The following is a 24,352-nucleotide window of genomic DNA, read 5'->3' as shown; positions in this document are numbered from 1 at the left end:
CAGTCTGCCCGCCATATCTCACAAGGATCTCCACTAACCGTGACCGGCGGTGCCCGCTGCGGGCCGGGAGGCGATCACCCCCTCTGTCCGCGCCCGCACGTCCGGCGTGGCCAGGCAACCGACGAGCATCTCGAAGCCGGGCGCACCGGGAAAGGGTTTTACGAAAGCCGGCGGAGCATGGTTCGCCGGACAGAAGATGACGGCTTCCTCCTTTCCGAGAGCCGACACATCCAGGATCGCGCTCGACCGCGTCATCAGAACGATCGGCCTAGCCGCATCTGCCGTGGCACGGAGATGGCTGATCAGCGCCTGCTGGGTTGCCCTGTCGAGGCCCTGCTCGATCATGTCGACGACGAACGCCGTCGGCTGCGGATCCTCCAGAAGCCACATCAGTCCGGAAAGACCGGGGCTTTCGCTGGCCCCCTCGTCACGCATCCGTGCCAGCGCGTACTCAACGCGGGACCTGCGCGAGGTGTCGGCGCCCGCTGCGGCAGGGAGTACGGGCTCGCCTTCTCCGGCACGGTCCATCCCCAGGAATGCCGCGCCCGGAATTGCTGCGGCAATGCATTTCGCCAGCCGCGTCTTGCCCGATCCTAGCGGCCCGACGAGATAGGTGAGCGCCCGGGTACCGGCCAGATCGAACCGTTCGCCATTCCACGGCCAAGGGAGGGACAGCGTGAGGCCCGCCACCGCGGGCGGGAGCCGGCCCCGTTCAGACGCGCTCGCCGTGTCGTCGCGCGCGACCCGCTGGCGCATCGTCCGCACCCGCTCGATGACGCCCTCCAATTGGCCGACGCGACCCGCGAGGGCCGCTTCATGAGCAATCAGCGCGCGCTCCATCCGCTCCTTTTCCCCGCCGAGGAGGCGCGCGATGTCCGAAAGGCCGAAGCCGAGGGTCCGCAGTTCCGCAACCTCCGCCGCGCGCTCCATCTCCTCCGGTCCGTAGACACGCCATCCGGCCCGGGTGCGCGGCGGACTGAGCAACCCGCGCTCCTCGTAGAGGCGGAGCGCCTTTGCGGAAACGCCGAGCCGCTTCGCGGCATCGGCAGCGGTCAGGAATTCGGCGAGCGGGCGCATGAATCACCTCGTGCTATCGGTCCGCACCTCTTATCCGCCCGGCCCCAGGGGCCGGGTCAAGCAGGTCAGCGAACGGGCAGCATATCGACGCGCTGCCTACTCCCTGGGCAACCGTTCTTCCGTTGCGCGCCTCGACAGCGTATTCATGCCTCACCAATTGACCCCTGGGGCATCTTCGCCCGTGTCACATGCCGCCGAACGATGCGATGACCGGCTGTCGAGATCACCCAAGCGACCGAGCGCTCCACCCGTGAACCGATCCATGACCCGAGCCCAGGTGGCCGTGTGACCACCATCGTCTCGACAGTGAAATCACGGTTCCTGTGCGCCGCTCAGAATGCGCGCGTCCGCCAGGTCGCCGGGTCGCTCCTGCTCATCCTGGTGCTCGTGCTCATCGCCTTCGCGATCCACGGTCTCGCGAGCGACGTGAGCTATGGAGACGTTCTCAAGGCGGTCTCGCGCGTCACCTGGCATGATCTGGCGCTGGCGCTGCTCTTCACGGCCGCGAGCTTCCTGGCGCTCAGCTTCTACGACGTGTCGGGGCTGCAGTTCGCCGGCCACCGCCTGCCCTATGGCCAGGTGCTGCTGACGTCGTTCTGCGCCTACGCTGTCGGGAACACCGCCGGTTTCGGCCCGTTGTCCGGCGGTGCCGTGCGCTACCGCTTCTACACGCCGCTCGGCCTCGGCCCCGAGCAGATCGCCAAGGTGATCGGGTTCATCACCGCCGGGTTCGGGCTCGGGGTCGCGATGACCGGCGCGCTCGGCGCCATCTTCGCCGCCGGCGTCGTCACGCACGAAATCCACATTCCCCCGACGCCCCTGCGCATCCTCGGCGCGATCGTGCTCGTGCTGGTCTGCGTTCCGGTGGTGCTGGCACTCAGGCACGAACGCAGCATGCGCCTGTGGGGCTGGTCGCTGCCGCTTCCCTCGGCCGGCCTGCTGGTCCGTCAGCTCGTCATCGCGTTCGTCGAAATCGTCCTCTCGGGCGCGGTCCTGTGGGTGCTCCTGCCGCCGCACTCGGTAGGGTTCGTGCCGTTCATCGCGGTTTACAGCGTGGCGATCGGCTTCGCGGTCCTGAGCCACATCCCGGCCGGGCTCGGGGTCTTCGAGACGATCGTCGTCACGGCGCTGATCGGCAAGGTGCCCGTCGACCGCGTCCTGGCCGCGCTGGTGCTGTTCCGGATCGTCTATTACGCGCTGCCGCTCGGGCTCGCCGCGATCCTGATCGTGACGCTGGAAATGCGGCGCGCCGCCACCGGCATTGCCGCGTCGTCGCTGGTCGCCTCAGTCGGACGCCTTGCGCCCACCGTCGTCGCAGCTCTCACCTTCCTGACCGGCGGCATGCTGGTCCTCTCCGGCCTCACGCCGGCTGCGCCCAGCTACCTCCACGTGCTCGCCAACTACATTCCGCTTTTTCTGGTCGAAAGTGCCCACTTCCTGTCGAGCCTGCTCGGCATGGTGCTGATCGTCTCGTCCCGCGGGCTCCTGTTCAGGCTCGACGGGGCCTGGTGGGTGGCAACCGTTGCCGCGGCGCTGGCGCTCGCCTTCGCTCCCCTGAAGGCCCTCGCGTGGACCGAAACCCTGGTCCTCTGCCTGCTCCTCGTGACCCTCGTCCTCTCCCGCTCGGAGTTCGGCCGCCGGTCGTCGCTGCTCCACGACAGCCTGAGCTGGCGCTGGTCGCTGGCCGTCGCGACGATCCTCATCGGATGCGTCGCGGTGATGCTTTTTGCCTACCGTGAGATTCCCTACTCGTCGGATCTCTGGTGGCGGTTCGAGTTCTCCGCATCCGCGCCGCGCAGCCTCAGGGCGGCGCTCGGCATCGCGCTGGCGACAACGCTGTTCTCGGTGTGGACGCTGACGCGACCCTGGACCGGACCATCGACCCGACCGAACGCGGAAGAGATCGCGCGGGCGGTCGCGATCCTCGAAAAGCAGCCGAATCCCGACGCCAACCTCGTCCGGATGGGCGACAAGAGCCTGCTGTTCTCCGACGACGGAACCGCCTTCATCATGTTTGCCCGCCAGGGGCGGTCCTGGATCGCCCTGTTCGACCCGGTCGGGCCGAAGGAGGCATGGCCGGGACTGGTGTGGACGTTCGTCGAGCTCGCGCGCCAGCACGGTGGCCGGGCGGTGTTCTACGAAGTCGGACCGGACAGCCTGGCGCTCTATGCCGACGCCGGGCTCACTGCCTTCCGGCTGGGCGAATTCGCACGTGTGAACCTGCCGACGTTCACGCTGGAGGGCTCCAAGCGCGCCCCCCTCCGCACGGCGCTTCGGAAGGGCGAGCGGCTCGGACTGAACATTTCGATCGTTCCGCCCGAGAACGTCGCCGGCGTGATCGACGACGTGCGGGACGTGTCGAACGCCTGGCTCTCCCACCACAAGGTGCGCGAGAAGGGATTCTCGCTTGGTGCCGCCAGCACCGATTACGTCGCTACCCAGCCGGTCGCCCTCATTCGCGACGCCGACCGCGTCATCGGTTTCGCGACGATCCTTGCGACGGAGGTGGGCCACCAGGTCTCAATCGACCTCATGCGCGTCCGCCCCGATGCTCCGAACGGCACCATGGACTACCTCTTCCTGGAGCTGATGCTGCATTACAAGGCCGCGGGCGTCACCTGGTTCGGCCTCGGGATGGCGCCCTTGTCCGGTTTCCCGGAAAGCACGGCGACGTCGATCTGGAACCGCGTCGGACGGGCGGTCTACGACCACGGCGAACGATTTTATCATTTCAAGGGACTGCGCGGCTTCAAGGACAAATTCGGGCCGCAATGGCAGCCGCGCTATATGGTCGTCGCGGGGGGCATCAATCCGCTGCTGGCGCTCGCGGACGTGACGGTCCTGATCGGCGGCGGCGTACGTGGCGTGGTGTCGAAATGAACCGCCTTCGGGCCCTTGCCGTCGTCCTTCTCCTGTCAACCCTCCCCTTCCAGACCAGCCAGCCCTCGCCTGCCCAACCCGCCCCGCTCGCCAGTGCGCGGATATTCCAGCCGAAGCAGGCGGTGGAGGCGGTCGTGGCGCTCTTTTCGGGGGGAGACGGCTGGCAGACGAGCGACGAGAAAATAGCGGAAAGCCTCGCGGACGCCGGAGCGATCGTCATCGGGGTCGATACGCCGCAATATTCCGCGGCGGTCGACGCCGCAAGCCAGCAGTGCGCCTATCTGGTCTCCGACCTGGAAGCCATGAGCCACACGCTGCAGCGCTCGGCGGGTGCTTCGGACTACCATACGCCCGTGGTCGCCGGCCGCGGTGCGGGCGGCGCCGTTGCCCTGGCAATCGCGGCGCAGTCGCCGGCCGACACCATCGGTCACACGGTCGCGCTGGATCCCGACCTTGCCGTCGGCATCGCGACCCCGCTCTGCACCAGGGCCCCGCGAACCGACGTCAACGGCCGGTCGGTCTACGGCCTCACGCCCGGCCAGCTCCCGGATCCGATCGACGTTATTCTGGCGCCCGGACAGGACGCGGACGGGGCTGCCCACATCGACGCCCTCATCGCGAGCGGTTTCCCGATCGCCGTCGACAGGCGGGATGACAGCGACGCCGCCTTCGCGGCCCGCCTGCACGACCTGGTCGCACGGCCGGCGCCCGCCGATGCGCTCGACCTTCCGATCACTCCGTTGCCGGCCACCGCCAAGGTCGATGCCCTTGCCGTGGTCTATTCGGGCGATGGTGGATGGCGCGATCTCGACAAGACCATCGCGGGGATCTTCCAGCAGGAAGGCCTTCCGACGATCGGCGTCGATTCGCTCCGCTACTTCTGGTCCCGGAAGTCGCCGGGGCAGGTCGCGTCCGATCTCACGCGACTGATCGACAGCTACACCTCAGCCTGGGGCGTCCAGCATGTGCTGCTGGTCGGCTATTCGTTCGGGGCCGATATCCTGCCTGCCGCCTACAACGCGCTCGACGCCGCCCATCGCGACAAGGTCAGCCAGATCACCCTGCTCGGCGTCAGCTCCGCCGCAAGCGACGAGATCTCGGTCTCCGGGTGGCTGGGCTCGCACCCGGCCGGCGCCAGCCCCACCCTGCCCGAGATCGCCAGGATCGATCCGGCCAAGATCCAGTGCGTCTACGGAACCGACGAGGACGACACCGCCTGCCGCCGCCTTGCCGGCAGCGGCGCCGAACTGATCGAGACCAAGGGCGGCCACCATTTCGACGGCGACTATCCGAAGCTGGCCTCGCTCATCCTCGAAGGCCTCAAGCGGCGGCTCTAGAGCCCTGTCCGATCGGACCGAAAAGGCTCCGGGCGTCCCACGTCACCGAGCGGACCGCGGGATCGTCTCTTGGCCGAGCGGCGATCTCGCTTGTCGGGTAACGATCAGAACCAGCGTTCCACCCGGAACAGCATCGCAAGCTTCTGGGCGACGTCGATGGCGGCGTCCTCATGGTCCAGATACTGGTATTCGCCCGCCAGGCCGAACGTGAGGTTCCGCGCCATCGTGTAGGTGAGAGCCGCCTGCAGGTCGTACTGGGTGAAGTTGGCGCTCGCGGCACCCGCCGTGACATCGCCGAGCGTCTCGTTCTCGAACCGTGACCAGGCGCCCTGCACCGCCAGATTGGCGTTGCGGATATCGACGCCCAAGCCGGCCGAAACCGAATAGGACGTGGACAGGTCGAGATCGCCGGAGGCCGGGTCGTAGGCCGCATCGAAAGCAAGCGGATTGCCGTTCGGCAACGCGTACCAGCTCGAATGCGCGTACGCCGGCGCACCCACCGCATAGGTGCCGGTGAGGACGAACTTCATCTGGAGCGGCAGGTTCGCGGTGAGGCCGGCGCCCGCGGCCCAGCCCACTCCGCCTGACGGCGTAACGCCGTCAGAGCCGGTGCTGTCATTGTAGGCGGCGTTGACCTGATGGGCCGCGCCCATCACCTGGGCGCTGCCCCACGACCGGTCGAGCTTGAGGCGGGCGATCGCGTCCGGCCATTTCGTGCCGCCGTAACCGTTGCCGTCGGGCCCGTAGTCAACGTCGCCGGGCGTCACGAAGGCCGGCGTCGGAACGCCCGTGTACGGATAGAGCGCGATGCCGAGCCGACGCTCGTTCGACGCCTCGACCGAGGCCGTCAGCGACAGCCCTCCGGGCAGCGACGCCGTGTAGGCGGCAACCTGCGTCTTCAGGTCCGACTGCCCGGGAGTGAACACGTCGGCCCACGTCAGATAATTCGCCGCATCGTAGAAGGACTGGGTGCGACCGAACGTGAAGCCTGCGAAGTCGATCTGCGCGTAGTCGACCGACGTCGCGGCCTTGTTGGTGTTGTCGTTGGTCCAGTAGGCCTTGAAGGCCGTGGTCACCGGGCCGAGCTCGGTGTCGCTCCGGGAGTCCAGGTGGATGTAGGCGCGAGACAGCCAGTTGGTCGAAGAGCTGTTGCGGTCCGGACCGCTGAGATCCCCGCTGTTCAGATAGCCCTGGTATTCGGCGCGCACCCTGCCGTGGATGTGGAGGCAGGTGGAGGTGCCGGGGACCATGTAATAGCCCTCGCCCGCGGCCGAGCAGACACCGACGTAGGACACGGCCAGGGGTTCCGGAAGGAGATCGGCTGCAACCGCGCTCCCCTGGAACGGCCCGATCGCAAAAAGACCCGCGACCGCCGCCCCCCATGCCGCCGACAACAGAGGGCGCTCCTCCCGCCGCCCAGTTCGGAACTTGCGTTCGCGCCGAAACATCGGCGCTCGATCGCCTGTCGCCATATTCCCCTCCCATCGTCGTCTCGCCGCCGCCGGTTTCCGGCTTGCGGCTGACGCGCCCCGGCCGGAATGATACTCCGGCAAACCGGTGTCGTATCGGCGTGCGTCGCGATTTGTGCCGAAAACAACTGCATTCTTTGGAGAATTGAGGATGCAACGGCGGGCCGATGGCCTCAGGACTGCAGGCAGCCGCTTTGGGATGGTGCCGGAGACCTTCGGCGACTAGATTTGCGACCACCACCGCGCGCCATGTCCGCCCCTGCCCTTAGCCTTGGATCAAACCTCCCGATGCCACACCTTATCGATGTCCTGAACGGGCCGAACCTCAACCTGCTCGGCCAACGCCAACCGGAAATCTACGGCAGCGAGACGCTGGCGGACGTCGAGGCCCGCTGCCGGTCGGTCGCCGGGACGCTCGGGCTGGAAATCCGGTTCCGGCAGTCCAACGGCGAGCACGAACTCGTAGATTGGATTCAGGAAGCCCGAACGACCGCTTCCGGCATCGTCATCAATCCGGCCGCCTACAGCCACACCTCGGTGGCCATCCTCGACGCGCTGAGCGCCTGCACGTTTCCTGTGATCGAAGTTCACATCTCAAACATCCACAAGCGCGAGAGCTTCCGGCATCATTCCTACGTCTCCCAGCGCGCGGACGGCATCATCGTCGGGTGCGGCACGCAGGGCTATGACCTGGCGCTCCGCCGCATCGCGGTGCTGATCGGCCAGTAACGCCTGGGAATTTCCCTGCCGTCCGGGTTCCCGTTCGTGGCGTCTTCCGGGTACGCTGCACCAGCAGATTGTGGGCGCCCTGTACCGGGGTCGCGGCGATGCTGGTCCAGGGGGCTTCAATGGAAATCCAGGGACATCGGGACGAGATGTCCCGCCGCATCCGGCTCGGGATGGTCGGCGGTGGCCAGGATGCCTTCATCGGCGCCGTGCACCGCATCGCCGCCCGGCTCGACGACAACTACGTTCTCGTCGCGGGCGCCCTGTCCGCCAGCCCGGAAAAGGCAGTCGCATCGGGCCGCGCGCTCGGGCTGTCCGAGGGGCGGATCTACACATCCTTTGCCGAGATGGCGACCGCCGAGGCGGACCGCTCCGACGGGATTGAGGCGGTCGCGATCGTCACCCCCAACCACCTGCACGTCGAGATCGCGACCGCCTTTCTCGAACAGGGAATTCATGTGATCTGCGACAAGCCGCTTTCGGCGTCGCTGGGCGATGCGAAGGCCCTTGCGGGCATGGTCGAACGAACGGGACTGGTCTTCGCGCTCACCCACACCTATGCCGGCTACCCCATGGTTCGGGAGGCACGGCAACGGATCGCGGATGGCCAGCTCGGCGACATCCGGGTCGTTCGCGTGGACTATGCGCAGGACTGGCTTGCCGAGCCGATCGAGGAGAGCGGCCAGAAGCAGGCGGCCTGGCGGACCGATCCGGACCAGGCCGGCGCAGGCGGATCCATCGGCGATATCGGCACCCACGCCTTCCATCTGGCCGGCTTCGTGTCGGGTCTGACCGTCACCTCCCTCGCCGCCGATCTGACGTCGTTCGTCCCGGGTCGCCGGGTCGACGACAACGCCCATGTGCTCATGCGGTTCGAAGGCGGCGCGCGCGGAATGCTTTGGGCGAGCCAGATCGCGGTTGGGAACGAAAACACCCTCTCCCTGCAGGTCTACGGAACGCGGGGCGGCCTCACATGGTCACAGGAGGACCCGAACCGGCTTTGGGTGACCCCCATCGGCGAGCCCACCCAACTGATCACGCGCGGAGGCGCCGGAGCAGGTCCGGCCGCCAACCGCATCTCCAGGATACCGGCCGGTCATCCTGAGGGTTATCTCGAGGCGTTCGGAAACATCTATGCGGAAGCGGCGCGCGCCATTCGCGCGGCGCGGTCGCTCGAGCCGATCGACACTGAGACCAGCTTTCCCACCATCGAGGACGGCGTCCGGGCAATGGCCTTCATCGAGGCCTGCGTCACGTCCAGCAGGCGCAACGCGGCGTGGGTCGATCTCTGACAAGGCCGGTGTTGTGTCCTGCCGTGGACGGGACACAATAAAAAAAACGGCCGGGTGATAGATCACCCGGCCGTTGTTGGACGATCCTAAAGGATCGTCGATCCTGTCGGTGCGTCAGGCGCGCCGGACAAGATGCATGATCACGGAGATCACAAGCGCGACGAGGAACACGAAGAACAGGATCTGGGCGATGCTGGCGGAAGCGCCCGCGATGCCACCGAAACCCAGAACACCCGCGATAATCGCGACGACAAGAAAAATGAGAGCCCACTGCAGCATGTGTCGTTCTCCTCAGCAATAAGTCATTCGGCAGGAAGAACGCAGCGGAACCGAAAAGGTTCTCAATTATTTCACCGGCAGGCCACAAAAAGTCCGATCTCCCGCCGCACCCGCCTCATTTGCCGGTTTCCCGGTGCCGATCAGCGTACGCCTCGTCGCTCCAGTCCGCATCCCGAAAGAACAGCACCACGCTGAGCATGGCTCTCAGTTCCTCCGGCTCGTAGGGCTTGGTGATCAGGTAGGTCGGCTCGTGAACCGCCCCCGTCAGCAGGCGCTGCGGAAACGCCGTGACGAAGATCGTTGGAATGCGGGACAGGGCTTGCAGCTCGGCGACGGCATCGATGCCCGAGCTGCCGTCCGCCAGTTGCACGTCCGCCAGGATGAGCCCGGGACCGGTCTTTCGCGCAAGGATCACCGCCTCGCGGCGCGTTCTTGCCACGCCGACGACCTCGTGGCCGAAGCTCTCTACGAGCGCCTCGATGTCCATCGCCAGGATCGGCTCGTCCTCGATGATGAGGACGGTGGTGCCGATCTGCTTCGCGATCTGCTGGCCCGCCTCTGTGAGAAACGTCTCCACGTCGCCGATGCCGACATTCAGGATCGAAGCCGTCTGCGGGATGCTGAAGCGCTCGAGCGACGTCAGCAGGAAGGCGTTGCGCGCATTGGTGGACATCGCCCCGAGCGCCCGGTCGTGCATGTGGCTTCGGGCTCCGTCGACGGCTCCGGCCGGTCCGTCGAACGAGAGAAAAAGGCGGAACAGCGAAAGGAGCGCCTCGGACAGGTCGTACCTGCCCGGCTCGTCGAGGATGGAACGAAGGCAGTCGGCAACTCTTTCGTCACCGGCGCTCCGACTGCCATGCACGGCCCGGGAAAACCGCCGGAGCGAGGGGACATGCGGCGCGACCACGTCGGCGACGGACATAACACTCGACCTCACGGGAGACGACAAGCGAACGGACAGGCAGGCACGGCGGGCCATCTCCCGGTCGGGGCGATGTATCCGCGTCAATTAACAATGTTAACTCGGAACGATATCAGGGACACAACGTTCAATTTCCGAGACGCGTGCCGCTCAGAAACGCGTGAGGTGATTATGAAGTATCAGAACCATACATCAGGTGCCTATTCGGAAGAACGGGACCGAATTGCAAATGGCAGAGGGCCGGATACTGCGGATGCAGGCGGTCCGGGCCTCGACATGAACCTTCAGTCGCATCTCGGCCGCACGTTGCGCCGTGTCTACGAACCGGAGGTGGGCGGGTCCCTTCCGCAGGATCTGATGGATCTGCTCGAGCAGCTGGACTCTGTTCCCGCCTACTCGCGCGGCGACGCTTCCCGCCATTCGTGACGGGGAAACGTTGCAGTTCGCCAAGATCGTCGACGCACTCATACCGGGGGTCAGTCAGAGATAGACCTCCGGTATGAACCGCTGAAAACGAGCGAACCTTGCAGCCGCGCCCAGCTTGTAGGGCACCACAAAACCGCTTCGATCCTCCGGCTCGACGCCGAGGTTCTCCGTCGCCACCGACTTCCAGAGCTCCAGCGGGCTGGCCGTTTCGGGACGGTAAGCGTCTCCCAGGTGACCCGAGAACAACGCATCCCTGAAATCACGGATCCGCTCGTCGTTGGTCCAGTCGAGTGCCAGCTCCGTGTCCATCCGGAAGCTCCGGCCGTTGATGTTGGCCGACCCGACGATGGCGCGCGCGTCATCGACGATCAGGACCTTCGAATGCGGGTAAACGATGCCGCTTCCGAAGGCGCGGGCACGCCCCTTCAGTCCTGGCTCCGCAGGCGTTCTCCCAACCATCGAGAACAGCCCCACCCGATCGCCGGAGAGCTTCAGCAGGCGGCGCAAGGCCTTCACCTGCAACCACTCCCCAAAGCGCATGTCCGGCCCGGTCTTGCGTTCGAAGGCCACCATGTCGGGCGCCATCGGCAACACCACGATGACCTCCAGATCCGGCTGTGCCGCAACCCGCCGTCCGATCTCCTCGGCGATGCGGCGCAGGCGGAAGAACTGGTTTTCGATGTAGATCAGCCTGTGCGCCCCTCGAATGGCATCGATGAAGGCGGCCTCGATTTCCGCGACGACAGGCATCGGCGAGATCGCGAAAGGCCCCTCCCGGACGACCGAGCCGGTGCGCACGAGCCGGATCCGCGCGTCGGTCGGCAGCAGGTCCGGTTCGTTCGCGACCGCTTCGGGACGCCCGCCCGGGATCAGGTTCGGCACCTTCTGGTGATCGTGTCCCGGGGGAAGATGCAGTCCCGCTACGAGATCCCCACCACCGCCATAGCGCGTCACTTCCCGGTTCCAGAGCCCGATGAAATGGCGGTCGACGTCGCGAGCGACCACCCCGTCGACCCGCAGGCTGACATCGTGCCAGGTCTCGGCCGCCGGCAGACTGTGTTCGGGATCGTCGTAGCGCCGCTCGTCCACGTCGATCCCGCCGACGACCGCGGCTTCCCCGTCGACCACCAGCATCTTCTGGTGGTGCGTCGCCGGCCACATTCGCATGGGAGACAGGACGCGTGGCCGTCCCTCCAGAATGTTGTAGCGGATGCCCGGGGACGTATGCGCTTCGGGATTGCTGCTGAGCAGCTTGTTCAACTTGATCCGAACCGCGGGCCAGAGCGCCGAGCGAACCGCGGGCCCGAGCTCACCCTCGTGCAGGGCAATCAGAAGATCGATCGAGCCCGGGCAGTCGTCTGAAAGTTCGCCGGCGCGGTCCAGCAGCCGGAGCCCGTTGGACCAGCCGACACGGTGAAGCTCGTGGGCCAGCACGGGCTCGAAGTCCGCAAGCAGCACGCGCACCTGCACGCCCCGCTCGGCCGCATCGATGAGCACGTCCCCCCAGTCCGTCAGATTGCGCTCGACTGCTTCCTCCGACCGCGTCTTGGTCGCCGGATCGAAGATGCGAAAGGAAAGATGCGCCGTCCTGGTGGCGCCGATCACCAGTCGCTCCATCTCCGGATAGGCCGCACTTGCCTCGATCAGCGGACGGACGTCACCGACGCTTCGGTGCGGATACGCCGGGCCGAACCCAAGCGGCGCCGGCTCGGCCTTGGATGTCTCCGACGTCCTCGATTGCGGCATGTGGGCCTCGGTTCGCGAGCTTGGATCTTGTGAGTGGCCGCGCCTGACCAGCGGCAGCGTGGCATCGTGCCGGCCCATCGTCACCCCGGATTCTAGCATTCTTCAGCCCGGATTTTGCGGCAAAGGCCCCCGCGGCCCGCACGTCAGCACGGAGATGATAACGCGCTAGACGCGAATACGTTTCCCCGGCACAGCCAGGGAGAAAGATTGCGCGATCCGAACGCCTGCTTCGCCGGATGGCGGGAGGCGCGTCAGCTTCTCCGGCGGAGCAACACCGGCTTCGCAGGCCAAGGGCCCGCGTTGCTCTATTGGCCGGGCAGGCATCGCATCCCTGCCGGGATCATGCGGCGCAGATCACCCGAGCACGGGCTGGGGGTCGCGCTCCTCGTCCACCCGCGGACGGATCTGATCGAGCGGAATGCGGAAGACCGCCCGGAAGCCATCCGGGGCAAATTCCAGATCGATGTCCGCCTCGAGCGAACGCGCCACATTGCGCTCGATGACGATGCGCCCGAAGCCCCGACGTGTGGGGGCGGTTACCGGCGGACCGCCCTCCTCGAGCCAGCGCAGCTCCAGGATCGATGCTGCCTGGTCGATGGTCCACGTGACGAGCACCTTGCCCACCTCGTTCGACAGCGCCCCGTACTTGGCGGCGTTGGTGGCGAGCTCGTGCAGGGCGAGGCTGAGGGTCTGCATCGCGTCGGGCGAGAGCTTGATGTCCGGCCCTTCGACGATCACGCGGTCGCCGTCCTCGGGCGTGTAGTGCCCAAGCTGGCCCGCGACGATGTCGCCCAGGCTCGCACCGCTCCAGTTGCCGGCAACCAGCAGATCCTGGGCACCCGCGAGCGCGCGCACGCGCTCCCCGAACTTTTCCAGGAACTCCTTCACCGAGTCCGCCTGCTGGGCGGTCTGGCGCGCGATCGCCTGGACCACGGCAAGGAGGTTTTTCGACCGGTGGCTGAGCTCGCGCATCACCAGCCGCATGCGCTGCTCGTGATCCTTCCGCTCGGTGATGTCGACGGCGGCGCAGATGACGCCGCGCAGTTCGCCGTCGGGTGCGAAGTCGGGTTCTACGGTCAGCACGTACCAGACGACCTCATCGCCGATGTGGACGCGCACCTCGGCCGACTGCACGTCCTCGCTCTCCATCGCCGCTTTCTTGAGCCCGATGATCCGGGACCGCTCGGGCTCGGCGTAGAGATCCTCGTCGGTCTTGCCGATGACCGGCCCGCCGTAGTCCGCCGACCAGTTCGACCACGTGTACCGAAGATCCTTGTCCTGGCTGAACACCAGGATCTCGCTGGAGCGGAGCGCCAGATTGAACCGCTGGACGGTCGCCGAGAGACGGCGGCTGAGATCGGCGCGCATCGCCTCCAGGCGCTTCGCCCGGGTGATGTCGATCGCCGTTCCGACGACGCCGCGCGCCCGCCCCTCGACCGCCGGCGACGGTGTGACGTCCATCCGGAACCACGAGGTCGAGCTCCCCTCGGGGATCTCGATCTCGAACGTCTCCGACTCTCCCGTTTCCAGGACATGCTGCTTGTGTCCGGTGATCGTCGAGCGCGCCGGTTCCGGGATCAGATCGTCGTCTGTCTTGCCGACCACCTCATCGACGCTGAACCCGAGCCGCGGATTGTGGACCCACGTGTAGCGAAGCTCGGAATCCTGCGAAAACACGGTGATCTGGGCGCCGCTCGTCGCCGAATCGTAAAGCTGTTTCACCTCCCGCAGCTCCGAGGTGCGCTGGGCCACCTCCCGCTCGAGATTGGCGCGTGTGGCTTCCAGTTCCTGGTAGGCGCGCTTGCGGGCCTCCACTTCCTCGATCAGCTGGCGGTTGATCGCTTCCGTCTCCGTGATGGAGGGCAGGCGGGTCAGCGCCGGCAGCAGGCGCCAGACAATGACTGCGGTCAGAACCGAAATGATCGCCGTCGCCGCCTTGAGCAGCCCCTGCAATCCGTAGGCGGGAACCCAGAGCGTGAAGACGGAAGCCAGGTGCGTCAGGGCGCAGGCAAGAATGAATGTCGCAAAGAGCACCACCACCTGGCCGGTCTCGCCGGTCAGGTCTCCGCGGCGGCGTGCCAGCACCAGGATCGCCACCGGTATCGCGAAATAGGCTGCCGCGATTCCGGCGTCGGAGACCGCGTGCAGGGCGACGAGGTCCGGCCGCCAAAGCAGACAGTAACCGTGGGGCATGAAGGTTGCCGCCCCGAAAAGGTACTGAAGGATGGAGTCCATCGGGTGTGCCTTTGCCCTTCGTTCTGCCGCGCGACGCGGTCCTGCTACATCATTCCGTGACGCCGAACGACACCGTCACGCACCGGACGCGCCCGGGCACGGTTCGGTCGTGCCGTGCGGGCGTTCGGAGACCACCGCGCAATCGCCTCACAATAGACACGCACGAACGTCGGGGACAGCGTGGCCACGGGCAAGGACAAACGCAGGGCGTCCCCAACATGCTGAGCATGCCAGGGCGACCTGACGGGGCCGGCAGCAATCAGGAAACGAGCATGCCGAGGCGCTCCAGCGCGTGCCGGGTGCCCTCCGGAGTGAACGGAAGCGGAATGACTTCCGCGTCGTCATTGTTGGCGGGCGCAGAGGGAGCCATGTATCGCAGGATGGGAACCCCCATCGCGCGAAGCGTCGTCTCCAGCTTGTCCCGTTCGGCGGACGGCGTCAGCGAGACGACCGCCAGCTGGGCATCGCCCGACACACTTGCTGCGAAGGCGTCTTCGGCACTGCGGGCCAGCAGAACGGTCCACGAGAGGTTGGCGTTGCGCACGAACGCGTCGATGTCGAGCGCGAGCTTCTCATCATCAACGGCCAAAAGGACTACGAACGGGACTGGGTTCACTTCGTCATACCCCTTTTGGTCCGATACTGGCGGACATCCGCCATAGGCGCCCGAAGGGCCAATCGGAAGGAGACGAAAAGTCCTCGACCCCGCCTCCCATATGCGCGAAGTTGGCACGCATTTGTCAGGCCGTCTTTTAACAATCACACCCGGCGCGAAGAGATTTTAGATGCGCACGGAAGGATCCGTGTCTCCAACGCGAAACAACCGGTTCAGGACGCCCTGCGCGGCGTGCCCGTTGCGCAGCCGTGCGACCTTCCGCGACTTCGAGCCGAGCGAACTGGAGTTCGTGGAGTGGTTCAAGCGCGGCGAGCTGAGTGTCGAGGCAGGCGCCCCCATCGTCCAGGAAGCGACGTCCAGCGCGCATCTGTTCACGATTCTCGAGGGCTGGGCCTTCCGCTACAAGACGCTGCCGGACGGCCGGCGGCAGATCCTGAACTTCGCCATGCCCGGCGACCTCATCGGGCTGCAGACGTCCGTTTTCGAGACGATGGACCATGGTGTCGAGGCTCTCTCGCAGATGACGCTCTGCGTGTTTCCGCGGGACCAGTTCAAGGAGCTCTACACACGCCAGCCGTCGCTGGCCTTCGACGTCACCTGGCTTTCGGCCAACCAGGAGCGTCTTCTCGACGCCCAGTTGCTGACCGTCGGCCGGCGCAATGCGCTTGAGCGCGTGGCCTACGTGGTATGGCACCTTTTCAGCCGGGCCCGGGATCTCGGAATGACGCGCGGCAATCGGCTGGCATTCCCCCTCACCCAGCAGCATCTCGCCGACACCCTCGGCCTGTCGCTCGTACACACCAACAAGACCATCAAGCGCCTCCGCGCCACAGGCTGCATCCGCTGGAACGAGCGCTGGCTCGAGGTGGACGACGAGGCTCACCTGAAGTCGATCGGCAAGGTGGACGACGTTTCGAAGCGCCCCCGACCGTTCCTCTGAATATTTCGGCCAGACGCGACGGCGCCCGCGTTCGATGGAACGCGCGCGCCGGGGACCGCTAGGCTCGGCCGGGACTGATCAGGCAGCCTGCTGATTGAGCCCGCCCTCGGCCAGCGCCGAGAGCTTCTTGTCGGCGGCATATTCCTGATCGAGATTCGCCTGCAGCAGCGGCACCGCCTGATTGATCTTCAGGCGCTTCGCCCAGGCGACCAGCGTGCCGTAACGGGTGATCTCGTAATGCTCGACAGCCTGGGCCGCGGCGATCATGCCGGCGTCGCGCGCATCCGCGTCGGTCGCCTCTTCCATGATCTCCTTGCCCTCTTCGAGAATGCCGTCGATCGCTTCGCAGGTCACTCCGCGGGCCTTGAGGCCCAGGATCTCGAAGACCTTCTCGAGATTCTCGATCTGGGTCTCGGTTTCCTCGCGGTGATGCTCGAAGGCTTCGCGAAGCTGGTCCGAATCCGCCTTGCGCGCCATCTTCGGCAGCGTCTTCAGCACCTGCTTTTCGGCATAGTAGATGTCGCGCACGAAGTGCACGAACAGGTCGTTGAGCGTCTTCATAGCCATGATCTTGTTCCTTGGATTGCGTCGTTCGGAATTCGTCGAGAAATGAGCCGCGACCTGGCTAAATTCGTCCAAGCAGCAGCAGGATCAGCAGAACAACGAGGATCAGTCCGACGATACCGCCCGGCGCGTAGCCCCAGCCGCGGCTGTAGGGCCAGGTCGGCAGCGCGCCGATGAGAAGAAGAATGACAACGATGAGCAAGATTGTGCCGAGCGTCATTGAGTGTTCTCCGAAAGACGCCCTTCAGAACTGTGCTGAAGAGCCGTTGTTCCCGTCTGAAGCGGGTTTTCATGGAGGCATTGATCTTGTGGCGCTGGGAGCCAGGCCGCAGACAGACGTCGCCGCGCCCGGCAAGGGGCGCGGCGGATGGTCAGGCGCCTAGTGGCGCTTCAGCCAGTCGTCGATCTGGTTTTCGGCTTCTTCCTTCTCGACGCCGTAGCGTTCCTGGATCTTGCCGGCGAGGCGCTCACGATCGCCTTCGATGACGTCCATGTCGTCGTTGGTGAGCTTGCCCCACTGGGTCTGCACGTTGCCCGTGAACTGCTTCCACTTGCCTTCGATCTGATCCCAATTCATGAGTCATCCTTTCCGGGCGCGGTCATCCAACCGGATGCCTTGCATCCGCCGGACTTCGCCACTGTGAAAATGTTGCTAACAGAACCTTCAGAAGCGACACCGAACCGCCTCTTCGGGTAGAAGAACGATCTCATCCACTTTGAGTTCCGTGTATTTCGGCCGAAGGTCGCCTTTTTACATCTGCGGCAAGTTTGTGACGTCAATCGTCGGAGACCGCGCCCACGGTGTCGGCGACATGCGCTCCGCGCTGCCCCATCGGCCTGTCGGGACCGACCGTCGTGTCACGCGCCGTCTGGTGCTCGATCTCCGCGTTGATCTCCGCGCCGGCCAGGAAGATGTAGACCGCCGCGTAGATCCACAGCATCAGGCCGATCGCGGCCCCCAGCGATCCGTAGGTGGCCGTGTAGTCCGCGAAGCGCGAGAGATAGAACGACAGGCCAAGCGCCACGGCGATCCACAGCGACGAGAACAGGACCGATCCCAGCGAGATCCAGTTCCATTTGGCGTCGCGACGGCTGGGGCCGACCCGGTAGAGGATCGAAGCTGCCGTCACCATGAGCACGAAGAACAGCGGCGCCGAGATCAGCCGCATGATGAATTCCGTCTCCTCGCTGAAGCCGAGGGCCGAGAGCAGCAGCGGCAGCACGATGATGATGTTCACCACCAGCACCGTCACGATGATGATGCCGATCGTCACCAGGAAGCCGGTCGAGTAGAGCTTGAAGATGGAGCGCTTCTCCGCCTCGCCGTAGGCGACGTTCAGCGACTGGAACAGCGCGAGCACCGCGGAATTCACGCTCCAGAGCGCCACCGCGATGCTGGCGATCGCGGCGATCCCCAGGCTTCCGCCGCGGACCTGGGTGATGCGGTGCAGTTCCGTCGACAGAAGGCTCAGCGCATCGCGCGGGAGATAGCCGGAGAGAAACTGGATCTGGTCCTGGAGCGAGCTCGCGTCGGTGACCAGCCCATAGATGGAGACGAGCGCCACGATGGCCGGAAACAAGCCCATCATCGCGTAGAAGGTGACCCCGGCGGCAATCAGGCCGATGCGATCCTGAATGATGCGGTGGTAGACGCGCACCAGAATGTCCCGCCAGCCGCGCCACGGAATCTCCGTTGGATTGTCAGCCGTGCGGCCCCTCCCCCGAACCGCCACGGATTCCGGATCGTCCTCGAGAATTCCTTCGTTCGTGATGGGTTCGTCGGCCGCGGCCTGGCCGCGATCCGTATCCGAAGTCGCCATGTCTCGTCGCCCTCTCGGTCTGCCCTTGGTTAGATGAACGGTGCGCGCCGACGGACGTTCCCGATCACGCCTGTCCCGGCGCCGCGGATCGCGGCGACCCTGCCTCCCGCCGGGCTTGGGAACCGGGCCGCGGGTCGGCGGTTTTCCCAGCGCACGACACGTGCACTCGCACAAACACCCGAAGCAGGAGACCCGACATGGCGAAGTCTCACGGCAAGCAGATCAAGGACGACGAGCTCTATGAGGAGCTGCGCAAGCAGGGAAACAGCAAGGAAAAGTCGGCCCGGATCGCCAACGCGAAGGCGGCGGGCGACAAGCCCTCCAGCAAGGGCGGCAAAGCCCCGCCCTACGAGGAATGGTCGAAATCCGATCTCTACGATCGAGCCCGGGAAATCGGGATCGACGGACGATCCAAGATGTCAAAGCCGGAGCTGGTGTCTGCGCTCCGGTCCCACTGAACGAACCTATTCCATAAAAAACGGCGGCCGCACCTGCGACCGCCGCCCTTTTTTGCTCAGGTTGGCACCCGGCAAGCGCCGGGCTGCCCTTACGCCGCGTGGCGCTCGTGGCGGCCCTCCTGGACCTCTTCGATGATCTTCGCGACGAAGGCGTCGAGGTCGCCCGGCTTGCGCGAGGTGATGATCCCCTCGGAAACCACGACCTTTTCGTCCTTCCAGATGGCGCCGGCATTTTCGACGTCCGTGCGGATCGAATGGTAGGAGGTCATCTCGCGGCCCTTGACGGCGCCCGCTTCGACCAGAAGCCACGGGGCGTGGCAGATCGCGGCAACCGGCTTGCCACTCGAGATGAACGCCCGAATGACCTTCATCGCATCGTCGTCTACACGCAGCAGGTCCGGATTGATCTGGCCGCCCGGCAGCACGATCGCGTCGTAGTCGGAGACCGACACGTCGGCGATCTTCTTGTCGGCCTCGGCCTCGCGGCCCCAGTCGCTCTTGTCCCAGCCCTTGATGGCCTTTCCGTCAGGCGTCGCGACATGCACCGTCGCCCCGGCCTCGCGGAGCTTGTCGCGCGGGACTTCCAGTTCGGACTGCTCGAAGCCGTTGGTGGAGACGATGACGATCTTCTTGCCACTGATGCTGGACATGACACTCTTCCTTCTTCCGTGATGCGCCCGCTGCAGCGGCATCGGATGCCGAGCGCGGACGTCTTGGGTTGTCTGCCGAACGCTGGTCCCTCGGTCACGGTTCCAAAATCGATCGTGATCGTCTGCCCGGCGAACCAAACCGCCCGGTCGGCGTTGATTCGCTTGGCATCTCGACTGGGAAAGCCGTCAGGCGCGGGCCTTGGCGGCCGGCTGACAAGGAGAAGACCCCATGGCTCCCTCGCGCCCCATCTGGAGCGGACAGATCCGGCTCGCGCTCGTGGCCGTGCCGGTCAAGCTCTACAGCGCCACGCGATCGAGCGCGAAGCTGTCCTTCCACCAGATCCATGAGCCGAGCGGCAAGCGGATCCGCTACGAAAAGATCGTCCCGGGCATCGGCCCGGTCGAGCGCGATGACATCGTCAAGGGCTTCGAGATCGAGAAGGGCAAGTACGTTCTCGTCACCGAGGACGACATCGACGACATCAAGATCGACGCCAAGAAAACGCTCGAGCTCGTCCAGTTCGTCGATGTCTGCGAGATCGATCCGATCTACTATGACCGCCCGTATTATGTCGTTCCCGACGACGAGCTTGCCGAAGACGCCTTCCGGGTCCTGCGCGATGCCCTGAAGAAGACCGGCAAGATCGGGCTCGGCCAGTTCGTGATGCGCGGCCGCGAGTACGTCGCAGCGCTCAAGCCGTGCGGCGCCGGGCTCATGATCGAAACCCTGCGCTTCTCCGATGAACTCCACCGCGCCACCCCGTATTTCTCCGGTCTCAGCGACGAGAAGTCCGACGACGAGCTCGTGTCGATCGCCGAGCAGCTCATCGAGCGGAAATCGTCGGCCTTCAAGGCCGACGCCTTCAAGGACCGCTACAACGATGCCCTGCGCGAGCTGATCGAGCGGAAGGCGAAGGGCCGCAAGACCGACGTCGCCGTCGATGAGGACACCGCCGACAGCGGCAAGGTGGTGGACCTGATGGCGGCGCTGAAGAAGAGCCTTGGCGAAAAGCCGAATGCCAAGTCGCGGGCCGGTGGATCTTCCGCCAAGACACGGACCCCCGCGAAGAGCAGCAAGTCGGCGGGCGGCGCCAAGGACGCCAAGGCCAAGCCCCGCGCCCGCAAGACGGCCAAGGCAGCCTGACGCGCGATGGCCGATCTCTCGATCTATCGATCGAAGCGCGACTTCGCGAAGACCAGCGAACCGTCCGGCGACGGCGAGGCGCCGGCCGACGGCTTCTTCGTCGTTCAGAAGCACGCCGCCCGCCGCCTCCATTACGATTTCCGGCTGGCGATCGGCGGCGTTCTCGCCAGTTGGGCCGTCACCCGCGGTCCGAGCCTCGATCCGTCGGAAAAGCGGCTGGCGGTGCGCACCGAGGACCATCCCCTCGACTACGCCGATTTCGAAGGCACCATCCCGAAAGGCGAATACGGCGGCGGCACGGTCATGGTGTGGGATCACGGACCGTTCGTGGCGGAGGGCGATCCGGCGACGGGACTGAAGGAGGGGAAACTCGCTTTGACCCTGGCCGGCCAGCGCCTGAAGGGCGGTTTCGCACTCGTGCGGATGGCGAGCCGCCGCAATGGCGACAAGGGCCGGGAGAACTGGCTGCTGATCAAGAAGGACGACGAGACCGCCACCACCGACGAGGTGCTCGATCAAGCGAGCAGCGTCACCACCGGGCGCTCGATGGACGACATCACCGCGGGCAAGCCAGCCCGCGCGAAACGGGCGATCGCGAAAAGCGCGTCGCGGCTCGCCACCTCCAAGGCGCGTGCTTCGAAGGAGTCAGCCCCCAAGGCCTCTGCGAAATCCGCACCTAAGGGCAAGCCGCCGGCCTTCGTGGCGCCGCAGCTCGCCACCCTGGCCGACGATGCGCCGACCAGCGACGGCTGGATTTATGAGACCAAGTTCGACGGCTACCGGATGATCGCCGCCTGCGACCACGGGTCGGTGCGCTGCTACACGCGATCCGGCAAGGACTGGACCGAGAAGTTCGGACCCATCCCCGCCGCCCTGGCCGCCCTCGACTTGCCCGACACGCTCCTCGATGGCGAGGTCATCGTCTCCGACCCGTCCGGTCGCAGCGACTTCGGCGCTCTGCAGCGCGCCCTGAAGGAAGACCCCTCCGCGCTGTCCTTCATGGTCTTTGACATCCTCCGCCACGATGGCACCGATCTGCGCGGCAAGCCGCTGGTGGATCGGAAGGCGACTCTTGAAAGCGTCCTTCCCGCCAAACCGAAGGCACCCATCCACCTGTCGACCTACATCGATGGCGATGGCTCGCGGATCTCCCGCCTCGCCTGCAGCCGCGGCTTCGAGGGCATCATCGCCAAGCGCGCCGACGGCCGCTATCGCTCGACCCGCAGCCACGACTGGCTGAAGATCAAGTGCGTAAAACGCCAGGAGTTCGTCATCGGCGGCTGGTCGCCCTCGACCAAGGCGCGGGCGTTCTCGTCGCTGCTCCTCGGCGTCAACGACAATGGCAGGCTGCGCTATTGCGGAAGGGTGGGCACCGGCTTCGACGGCGACCTGCTCGAGGAGATCGGCAAGCGTCTTGCCCGCCATGCGCGCAAGACCTCCCCCTTCGACGAAGTGCCGGCCGCGATTGCGCGCTCCGCGCACTGGGTGAAGCCGGTGTTGGTGGCTGAGGTGTCGTTCGCAGAGACGACCCGCGACGGCTCCGTTCGCCATGGCGTCTTCGTGGGGCTGCGGGACGACAAGCCGGCGTCCGAGATCGTCGCCGAAACACCCTCGCTCAGGCGCGCGATGGAGGACGATCAGGACGCGCCCCGGCCGCCGAAGCGCGGTCGCGGATCCAGAAAAGGGGATGGTCCGGCAATGAGCAACGAGGAAATCCAGGTGGCCGGCGTCCGGCTCACCCATCCCCAGCGGGTGCTCTTCCCCCAGATGAATGTCACGAAGAAATCGCTGGCTGAGTATTTCGACGCGATCGCCGACGTGATGCTGCCGGAGATCGAGGGGCGCGCGGTCAGCCTGGTGCGCTGCCCCGAAGGCCGCGAGAAGGCCTGCTTCTTCCAGAAGCACGCCGGCGCCGGCCTGCCGGATGCCTTCGACACCAGGCCGGTCAAGGAGCGCTCCGGCACCACCAAGGACTATCTGGTCATCAATTCGCGCGAGGCGCTGGTCGCCTGTGCCCAGGTGGGCGCGCTCGAGGTGCACATCTGGGGCAGCCGTCTCGACCGTATCGAGCGCCCCGACCGGATGGTGTTCGATCTCGACCCGGACGAGGCCTTCGGGTTCAAGGACCTCAAGGCGGCCGCCGTGGATCTAGCCAAGGTGCTGCGGTCGGCTGGGCTGGAGAGCTACCCGCTCCTCACCGGGGGCAAGGGCATCCATCTCGTCGTTACGCTGGAACGGCGGCTCGACTGGGAGGACGTCACGACGTTCGCCCGCGGCTTCGCGGCCAAGATGGAAGAGATCGACCCCAAGCGCTTCGTCGCCTCGATGGCCAAGAAGAAGCGGACGGGCAAAATCTTTATCGACCATTTCCGCAACCAGTTCGGCTCGACGGCCATCGCACCGTTCTCCCCGCGCTCGCGCGAAGGCGCTCCCGTCGCGGTTCCGGTCTCGTGGGACGCCCTGGCCGACATCGCCTCGGCGAATGCGTTCAGCGTCGCCGACGGCGGCAAGGCGATCGCGGAACAGGCCGCCGCATGGCCAGCCGAAAAAGATCGCCGGCAGCGCCTCACCGCGAAGAGCTTCGAAGCCCTCGGCATCGACGCGCCCTGAAGGATCACGCCTCCGAACCCGGTCAGCCGAAGCGCGCCAGATAGGCCTCGGCGAGGTCGCACGACACGGACGCGAAGCGCGGCGCCAGGTCGCGCGCAAGGTCGGTCTCGGCGTGCGATCCGATCCAGGCCAGCAGCGCCAGCCGGCGTAGCATGACGAACGTCGGGATCTCGCGTTCGTCCTCGGCGGGCAGTTCCCGGACACGCCGATATCCCTCCAGCCAGGCGTCCGTCCATTCCGGCACCTTCGGATGATCCTCGACGAACGAGAAGGCGGTCGCCACGTCGTACAGGAACCAGCCCCAGCCGCTGTCGTCGAAGTCGATCACCCGGGTCTCGCCCTCGTGGACGAGAAGGTTGGCCAGCCGCACATCGGCGTGGATCAGGCCGTAGCGCTCCCTGCCCTTGCCGTAGCGCCGCAGCCGGTCCCGCAGCGTCGCCTCCAGCCGGGAGAGAACCGCCTCGGCGCGCGCATCGACGTTGGGGCCGTCGCGCCAGTGCCCCCACGTCGGCGTTCGGCCGAGGATCGCTTCCTCGTCCCAGGTGAGACGTTCGAAGCCCGCGGGAGGCCGCCATCCCATCGCGTGGCCGTGCAGACGCGCCGAGATCTCGCCCAGCCGCAGCAACGGCGCCGACAGGTCGTCGCCCACCTCCGGCTCGCACCCGTCGATGTACTCGAACATCACCAGATGCCGCTCCGGCGCGCCTTCGGTCGGCCTCAGCGCGACAATCCGCTCGCCGCCTTTGCCCGCGATCACCGGTGGCGTCGGAACCCCGGCATCCCGCCGCAACGCATGCATCCAGGCGAGCTCGCTCTCGATGGCCCTGCGCGTGTGATAGCCCACACGATGAACCCGCAGCACCGAGCGCCAGCCACCCGGCGCCGTGACCAGATAGGTGGCGTTTTCCGACAGGTTGATCAGCCGCACATCGGCGGCCGCGGGCACGTCCCACATCGCCAGGGAGGCCCGCGCGAACGCCTCCAGCGGGTCGGTTGGCAGCGGGTCGGACAGCGGCAAGCGACAGGGTCCCGTTGGTCGGAGAAGCGGCGAATAGCGAACCGGGCCGAGGTAGACTCGGCGATTCCGCCCGACCGTCGCCTCCCGCCACCCGGGCGTCAATCCCCCGGGACGGAGGGCTGGCCGGGAGCGCGCCATCGCTG

The 24,352-nt window shown here is 66.1% G+C and carries 22 protein-coding genes; 9 read left to right on the top strand and 13 right to left on the bottom strand.

The window, feature by feature from the left end; translation table 11 throughout:
* Nucleotides 1-33: 33 nt before the first annotated feature.
* Nucleotides 34-1,077, bottom strand: coding sequence for a MerR family transcriptional regulator (locus tag AB7M35_RS00420; RefSeq protein ID WP_453956324.1), 1,044 nt, complete (start codon nucleotides 1,075-1,077; stop codon nucleotides 34-36).
* 285 nt (nucleotides 1,078-1,362) lie between these two features.
* On the opposite strand from AB7M35_RS00420, the gene mprF reads away from it, so the two are divergent.
* Both mprF and AB7M35_RS00410 read left to right on the top strand, forming a co-directional pair.
* Entirely contained in the window at nucleotides 1,363-3,957 is a 2,595-nt protein-coding gene (gene mprF / locus AB7M35_RS00415) for a bifunctional lysylphosphatidylglycerol flippase/synthetase MprF (RefSeq protein ID WP_453956322.1), read from the top strand.
* Between the two features lie 134 nt (nucleotides 3,958-4,091).
* Nucleotides 4,092-5,294 carry an AcvB/VirJ family lysyl-phosphatidylglycerol hydrolase gene (locus AB7M35_RS00410; RefSeq protein ID WP_453956321.1) on the top strand — a complete coding sequence of 401 codons (1,203 nt, stop codon included), beginning with the start codon at nucleotides 4,092-4,094 and terminating at the stop codon, nucleotides 5,292-5,294.
* Between the two features lie 104 nt (nucleotides 5,295-5,398).
* Here the strand turns inward: AB7M35_RS00410 and AB7M35_RS00405 are convergent, their stop codons facing one another.
* Nucleotides 5,399-6,742, bottom strand: a complete 1,344-nt coding sequence (locus AB7M35_RS00405) for a porin (protein ID WP_453956318.1) — start codon at nucleotides 6,740-6,742, stop codon at nucleotides 5,399-5,401.
* Nucleotides 6,743-7,051: 309 nt separating this feature from the next.
* On the opposite strand from AB7M35_RS00405, the gene aroQ reads away from it, so the two are divergent.
* Both aroQ and AB7M35_RS00395 read left to right on the top strand, forming a co-directional pair.
* Nucleotides 7,052-7,492 carry a type II 3-dehydroquinate dehydratase gene (aroQ, locus tag AB7M35_RS00400; protein ID WP_453956317.1) on the top strand — a complete coding sequence of 147 codons (441 nt, stop codon included), beginning with the start codon at nucleotides 7,052-7,054 and terminating at the stop codon, nucleotides 7,490-7,492.
* A 119-nt stretch (nucleotides 7,493-7,611) separates the two neighbouring features.
* Complete coding sequence (locus AB7M35_RS00395; protein ID WP_453956314.1) at nucleotides 7,612-8,781, top strand: Gfo/Idh/MocA family protein; 1,170 nt, start codon at nucleotides 7,612-7,614, stop codon at nucleotides 8,779-8,781.
* A gap of 114 nt (nucleotides 8,782-8,895) precedes the next feature.
* Here AB7M35_RS00395 and AB7M35_RS00390 read toward each other — a convergent pair whose 3' ends face one another.
* Entirely contained in the window at nucleotides 8,896-9,060 is a 165-nt protein-coding gene (locus tag AB7M35_RS00390; RefSeq protein WP_453956312.1) for a DUF1328 domain-containing protein, read from the bottom strand.
* A 115-nt stretch (nucleotides 9,061-9,175) separates the two neighbouring features.
* Nucleotides 9,176-9,982, bottom strand: a complete 807-nt coding sequence (locus AB7M35_RS00385) for a response regulator (RefSeq protein ID WP_453956309.1) — start codon at nucleotides 9,980-9,982, stop codon at nucleotides 9,176-9,178.
* A 171-nt stretch (nucleotides 9,983-10,153) separates the two neighbouring features.
* On the opposite strand from AB7M35_RS00385, the gene AB7M35_RS00380 reads away from it, so the two are divergent.
* Nucleotides 10,154-10,408, top strand: a complete 255-nt coding sequence (locus AB7M35_RS00380; RefSeq protein WP_453956308.1) for a hypothetical protein — start codon at nucleotides 10,154-10,156, stop codon at nucleotides 10,406-10,408.
* A gap of 54 nt (nucleotides 10,409-10,462) precedes the next feature.
* On the opposite strand, the gene AB7M35_RS00375 is transcribed toward AB7M35_RS00380, so the two are convergent.
* From AB7M35_RS00375 to AB7M35_RS00365, 3 genes are all read right to left on the bottom strand, one after another.
* Nucleotides 10,463-12,154: a phospholipase D family protein gene (locus AB7M35_RS00375; protein WP_453956306.1), complete on the bottom strand. Its 1,692-nt coding sequence runs from the start codon at nucleotides 12,152-12,154 to the stop codon at nucleotides 10,463-10,465.
* 354 nt (nucleotides 12,155-12,508) lie between these two features.
* Nucleotides 12,509-14,389 (bottom strand): HWE histidine kinase domain-containing protein, encoded by a 1,881-nt coding sequence (locus tag AB7M35_RS00370; RefSeq protein ID WP_453956303.1) that lies wholly within the window; start codon nucleotides 14,387-14,389, stop codon nucleotides 12,509-12,511.
* Between the two features lie 259 nt (nucleotides 14,390-14,648).
* On the bottom strand, nucleotides 14,649-14,978 hold the full coding sequence (locus tag AB7M35_RS00365; RefSeq protein ID WP_453956302.1) for a hypothetical protein: 330 nt from the start codon (nucleotides 14,976-14,978) through the stop codon (nucleotides 14,649-14,651).
* 196 nt (nucleotides 14,979-15,174) lie between these two features.
* Here AB7M35_RS00365 and AB7M35_RS00360 point away from each other — a divergent pair, with 196 nt between their 5' ends.
* Complete coding sequence (locus tag AB7M35_RS00360; RefSeq protein WP_453956299.1) at nucleotides 15,175-15,945, top strand: Crp/Fnr family transcriptional regulator; 771 nt, start codon at nucleotides 15,175-15,177, stop codon at nucleotides 15,943-15,945.
* 78 nt (nucleotides 15,946-16,023) lie between these two features.
* Here the strand turns inward: AB7M35_RS00360 and AB7M35_RS00355 are convergent, their stop codons facing one another.
* The 4 genes from AB7M35_RS00355 to AB7M35_RS00340 all read right to left on the bottom strand — a co-directional run bounded on the left by AB7M35_RS00355 (nucleotide 16,024) and on the right by AB7M35_RS00340 (nucleotide 18,329).
* Nucleotides 16,024-16,506, bottom strand: a complete 483-nt coding sequence (locus AB7M35_RS00355; protein ID WP_453960544.1) for a YciE/YciF ferroxidase family protein — start codon at nucleotides 16,504-16,506, stop codon at nucleotides 16,024-16,026.
* A gap of 64 nt (nucleotides 16,507-16,570) precedes the next feature.
* Nucleotides 16,571-16,729, bottom strand: coding sequence for a DUF3309 family protein (locus AB7M35_RS00350; protein WP_453956298.1), 159 nt, complete (start codon nucleotides 16,727-16,729; stop codon nucleotides 16,571-16,573).
* A 159-nt stretch (nucleotides 16,730-16,888) separates the two neighbouring features.
* A complete protein-coding gene (locus AB7M35_RS00345; protein ID WP_453956295.1) occupies nucleotides 16,889-17,086 on the bottom strand; it encodes a CsbD family protein in 198 nt (65 codons plus the stop codon).
* A 199-nt stretch (nucleotides 17,087-17,285) separates the two neighbouring features.
* Nucleotides 17,286-18,329 carry a YihY/virulence factor BrkB family protein gene (locus AB7M35_RS00340; protein ID WP_453956292.1) on the bottom strand — a complete coding sequence of 348 codons (1,044 nt, stop codon included), beginning with the start codon at nucleotides 18,327-18,329 and terminating at the stop codon, nucleotides 17,286-17,288.
* 197 nt (nucleotides 18,330-18,526) lie between these two features.
* On the opposite strand from AB7M35_RS00340, the gene AB7M35_RS00335 reads away from it, so the two are divergent.
* Nucleotides 18,527-18,787, top strand: coding sequence for a DUF7218 family protein (locus tag AB7M35_RS00335; protein WP_453956289.1), 261 nt, complete (start codon nucleotides 18,527-18,529; stop codon nucleotides 18,785-18,787).
* Between the two features lie 89 nt (nucleotides 18,788-18,876).
* On the opposite strand, the gene AB7M35_RS00330 is transcribed toward AB7M35_RS00335, so the two are convergent.
* Nucleotides 18,877-19,437: a type 1 glutamine amidotransferase domain-containing protein gene (locus AB7M35_RS00330; RefSeq protein ID WP_453956286.1), complete on the bottom strand. Its 561-nt coding sequence runs from the start codon at nucleotides 19,435-19,437 to the stop codon at nucleotides 18,877-18,879.
* A gap of 229 nt (nucleotides 19,438-19,666) precedes the next feature.
* Between AB7M35_RS00330 and ku the strand changes: the two genes are divergently transcribed.
* Nucleotides 19,667-20,581, top strand: a complete 915-nt coding sequence (gene ku, locus AB7M35_RS00325) for a non-homologous end joining protein Ku (RefSeq protein ID WP_453956284.1) — start codon at nucleotides 19,667-19,669, stop codon at nucleotides 20,579-20,581.
* Between the two features lie 6 nt (nucleotides 20,582-20,587).
* Nucleotides 20,588-23,191 carry a DNA ligase D gene (ligD, locus tag AB7M35_RS00320; RefSeq protein ID WP_453956281.1) on the top strand — a complete coding sequence of 868 codons (2,604 nt, stop codon included), beginning with the start codon at nucleotides 20,588-20,590 and terminating at the stop codon, nucleotides 23,189-23,191.
* A gap of 22 nt (nucleotides 23,192-23,213) precedes the next feature.
* Here the strand turns inward: ligD and AB7M35_RS00315 are convergent, their stop codons facing one another.
* Nucleotides 23,214-24,209 (bottom strand): phosphotransferase enzyme family protein, encoded by a 996-nt coding sequence (locus AB7M35_RS00315; protein ID WP_453956279.1) that lies wholly within the window; start codon nucleotides 24,207-24,209, stop codon nucleotides 23,214-23,216.
* Nucleotides 24,210-24,352: the final 143 nt, after the last annotated feature.

The organism is Amorphus suaedae, assembly GCF_053629675.1.
This window is presented reverse-complemented; position numbering and strand designations above follow the sequence as displayed.

Excerpts from the sequence above, each read along its gene's own strand:
- AB7M35_RS00420 (WP_453956324.1), bottom strand. The coding sequence starts at position 1,077 with ATGCGCCCGCTCGCCGAATTCCTGACCGCTGCCGATGCCGCGAAGCGG.
- AB7M35_RS00405 (WP_453956318.1), bottom strand. The coding sequence starts at position 6,742 with ATGTTTCGGCGCGAACGCAAGTTCCGAACTGGGCGGCGGGAGGAGCGC.
- aroQ (WP_453956317.1), top strand. The coding sequence starts at position 7,052 with ATGCCACACCTTATCGATGTCCTGAACGGGCCGAACCTCAACCTGCTC.
- AB7M35_RS00395 (WP_453956314.1), top strand. The coding sequence starts at position 7,612 with ATGGAAATCCAGGGACATCGGGACGAGATGTCCCGCCGCATCCGGCTC.
- AB7M35_RS00390 (WP_453956312.1), bottom strand. The coding sequence starts at position 9,060 with ATGCTGCAGTGGGCTCTCATTTTTCTTGTCGTCGCGATTATCGCGGGT.
- AB7M35_RS00385 (WP_453956309.1), bottom strand. The coding sequence starts at position 9,982 with ATGTCCGTCGCCGACGTGGTCGCGCCGCATGTCCCCTCGCTCCGGCGG.
- AB7M35_RS00380 (WP_453956308.1), top strand. The coding sequence starts at position 10,154 with ATGAAGTATCAGAACCATACATCAGGTGCCTATTCGGAAGAACGGGAC.
- AB7M35_RS00375 (WP_453956306.1), bottom strand. The coding sequence starts at position 12,154 with ATGCCGCAATCGAGGACGTCGGAGACATCCAAGGCCGAGCCGGCGCCG.
- AB7M35_RS00370 (WP_453956303.1), bottom strand. The coding sequence starts at position 14,389 with ATGGACTCCATCCTTCAGTACCTTTTCGGGGCGGCAACCTTCATGCCC.
- AB7M35_RS00360 (WP_453956299.1), top strand. The coding sequence starts at position 15,175 with ATGCGCACGGAAGGATCCGTGTCTCCAACGCGAAACAACCGGTTCAGG.
- AB7M35_RS00355 (WP_453960544.1), bottom strand. The coding sequence starts at position 16,506 with ATGAAGACGCTCAACGACCTGTTCGTGCACTTCGTGCGCGACATCTAC.
- AB7M35_RS00350 (WP_453956298.1), bottom strand. The coding sequence starts at position 16,729 with ATGACGCTCGGCACAATCTTGCTCATCGTTGTCATTCTTCTTCTCATC.
- AB7M35_RS00345 (WP_453956295.1), bottom strand. The coding sequence starts at position 17,086 with ATGAATTGGGATCAGATCGAAGGCAAGTGGAAGCAGTTCACGGGCAAC.
- AB7M35_RS00340 (WP_453956292.1), bottom strand. The coding sequence starts at position 18,329 with ATGGCGACTTCGGATACGGATCGCGGCCAGGCCGCGGCCGACGAACCC.
- AB7M35_RS00335 (WP_453956289.1), top strand. The coding sequence starts at position 18,527 with ATGGCGAAGTCTCACGGCAAGCAGATCAAGGACGACGAGCTCTATGAG.
- AB7M35_RS00330 (WP_453956286.1), bottom strand. The coding sequence starts at position 19,437 with ATGTCCAGCATCAGTGGCAAGAAGATCGTCATCGTCTCCACCAACGGC.
- ku (WP_453956284.1), top strand. The coding sequence starts at position 19,667 with ATGGCTCCCTCGCGCCCCATCTGGAGCGGACAGATCCGGCTCGCGCTC.
- ligD (WP_453956281.1), top strand. The coding sequence starts at position 20,588 with ATGGCCGATCTCTCGATCTATCGATCGAAGCGCGACTTCGCGAAGACC.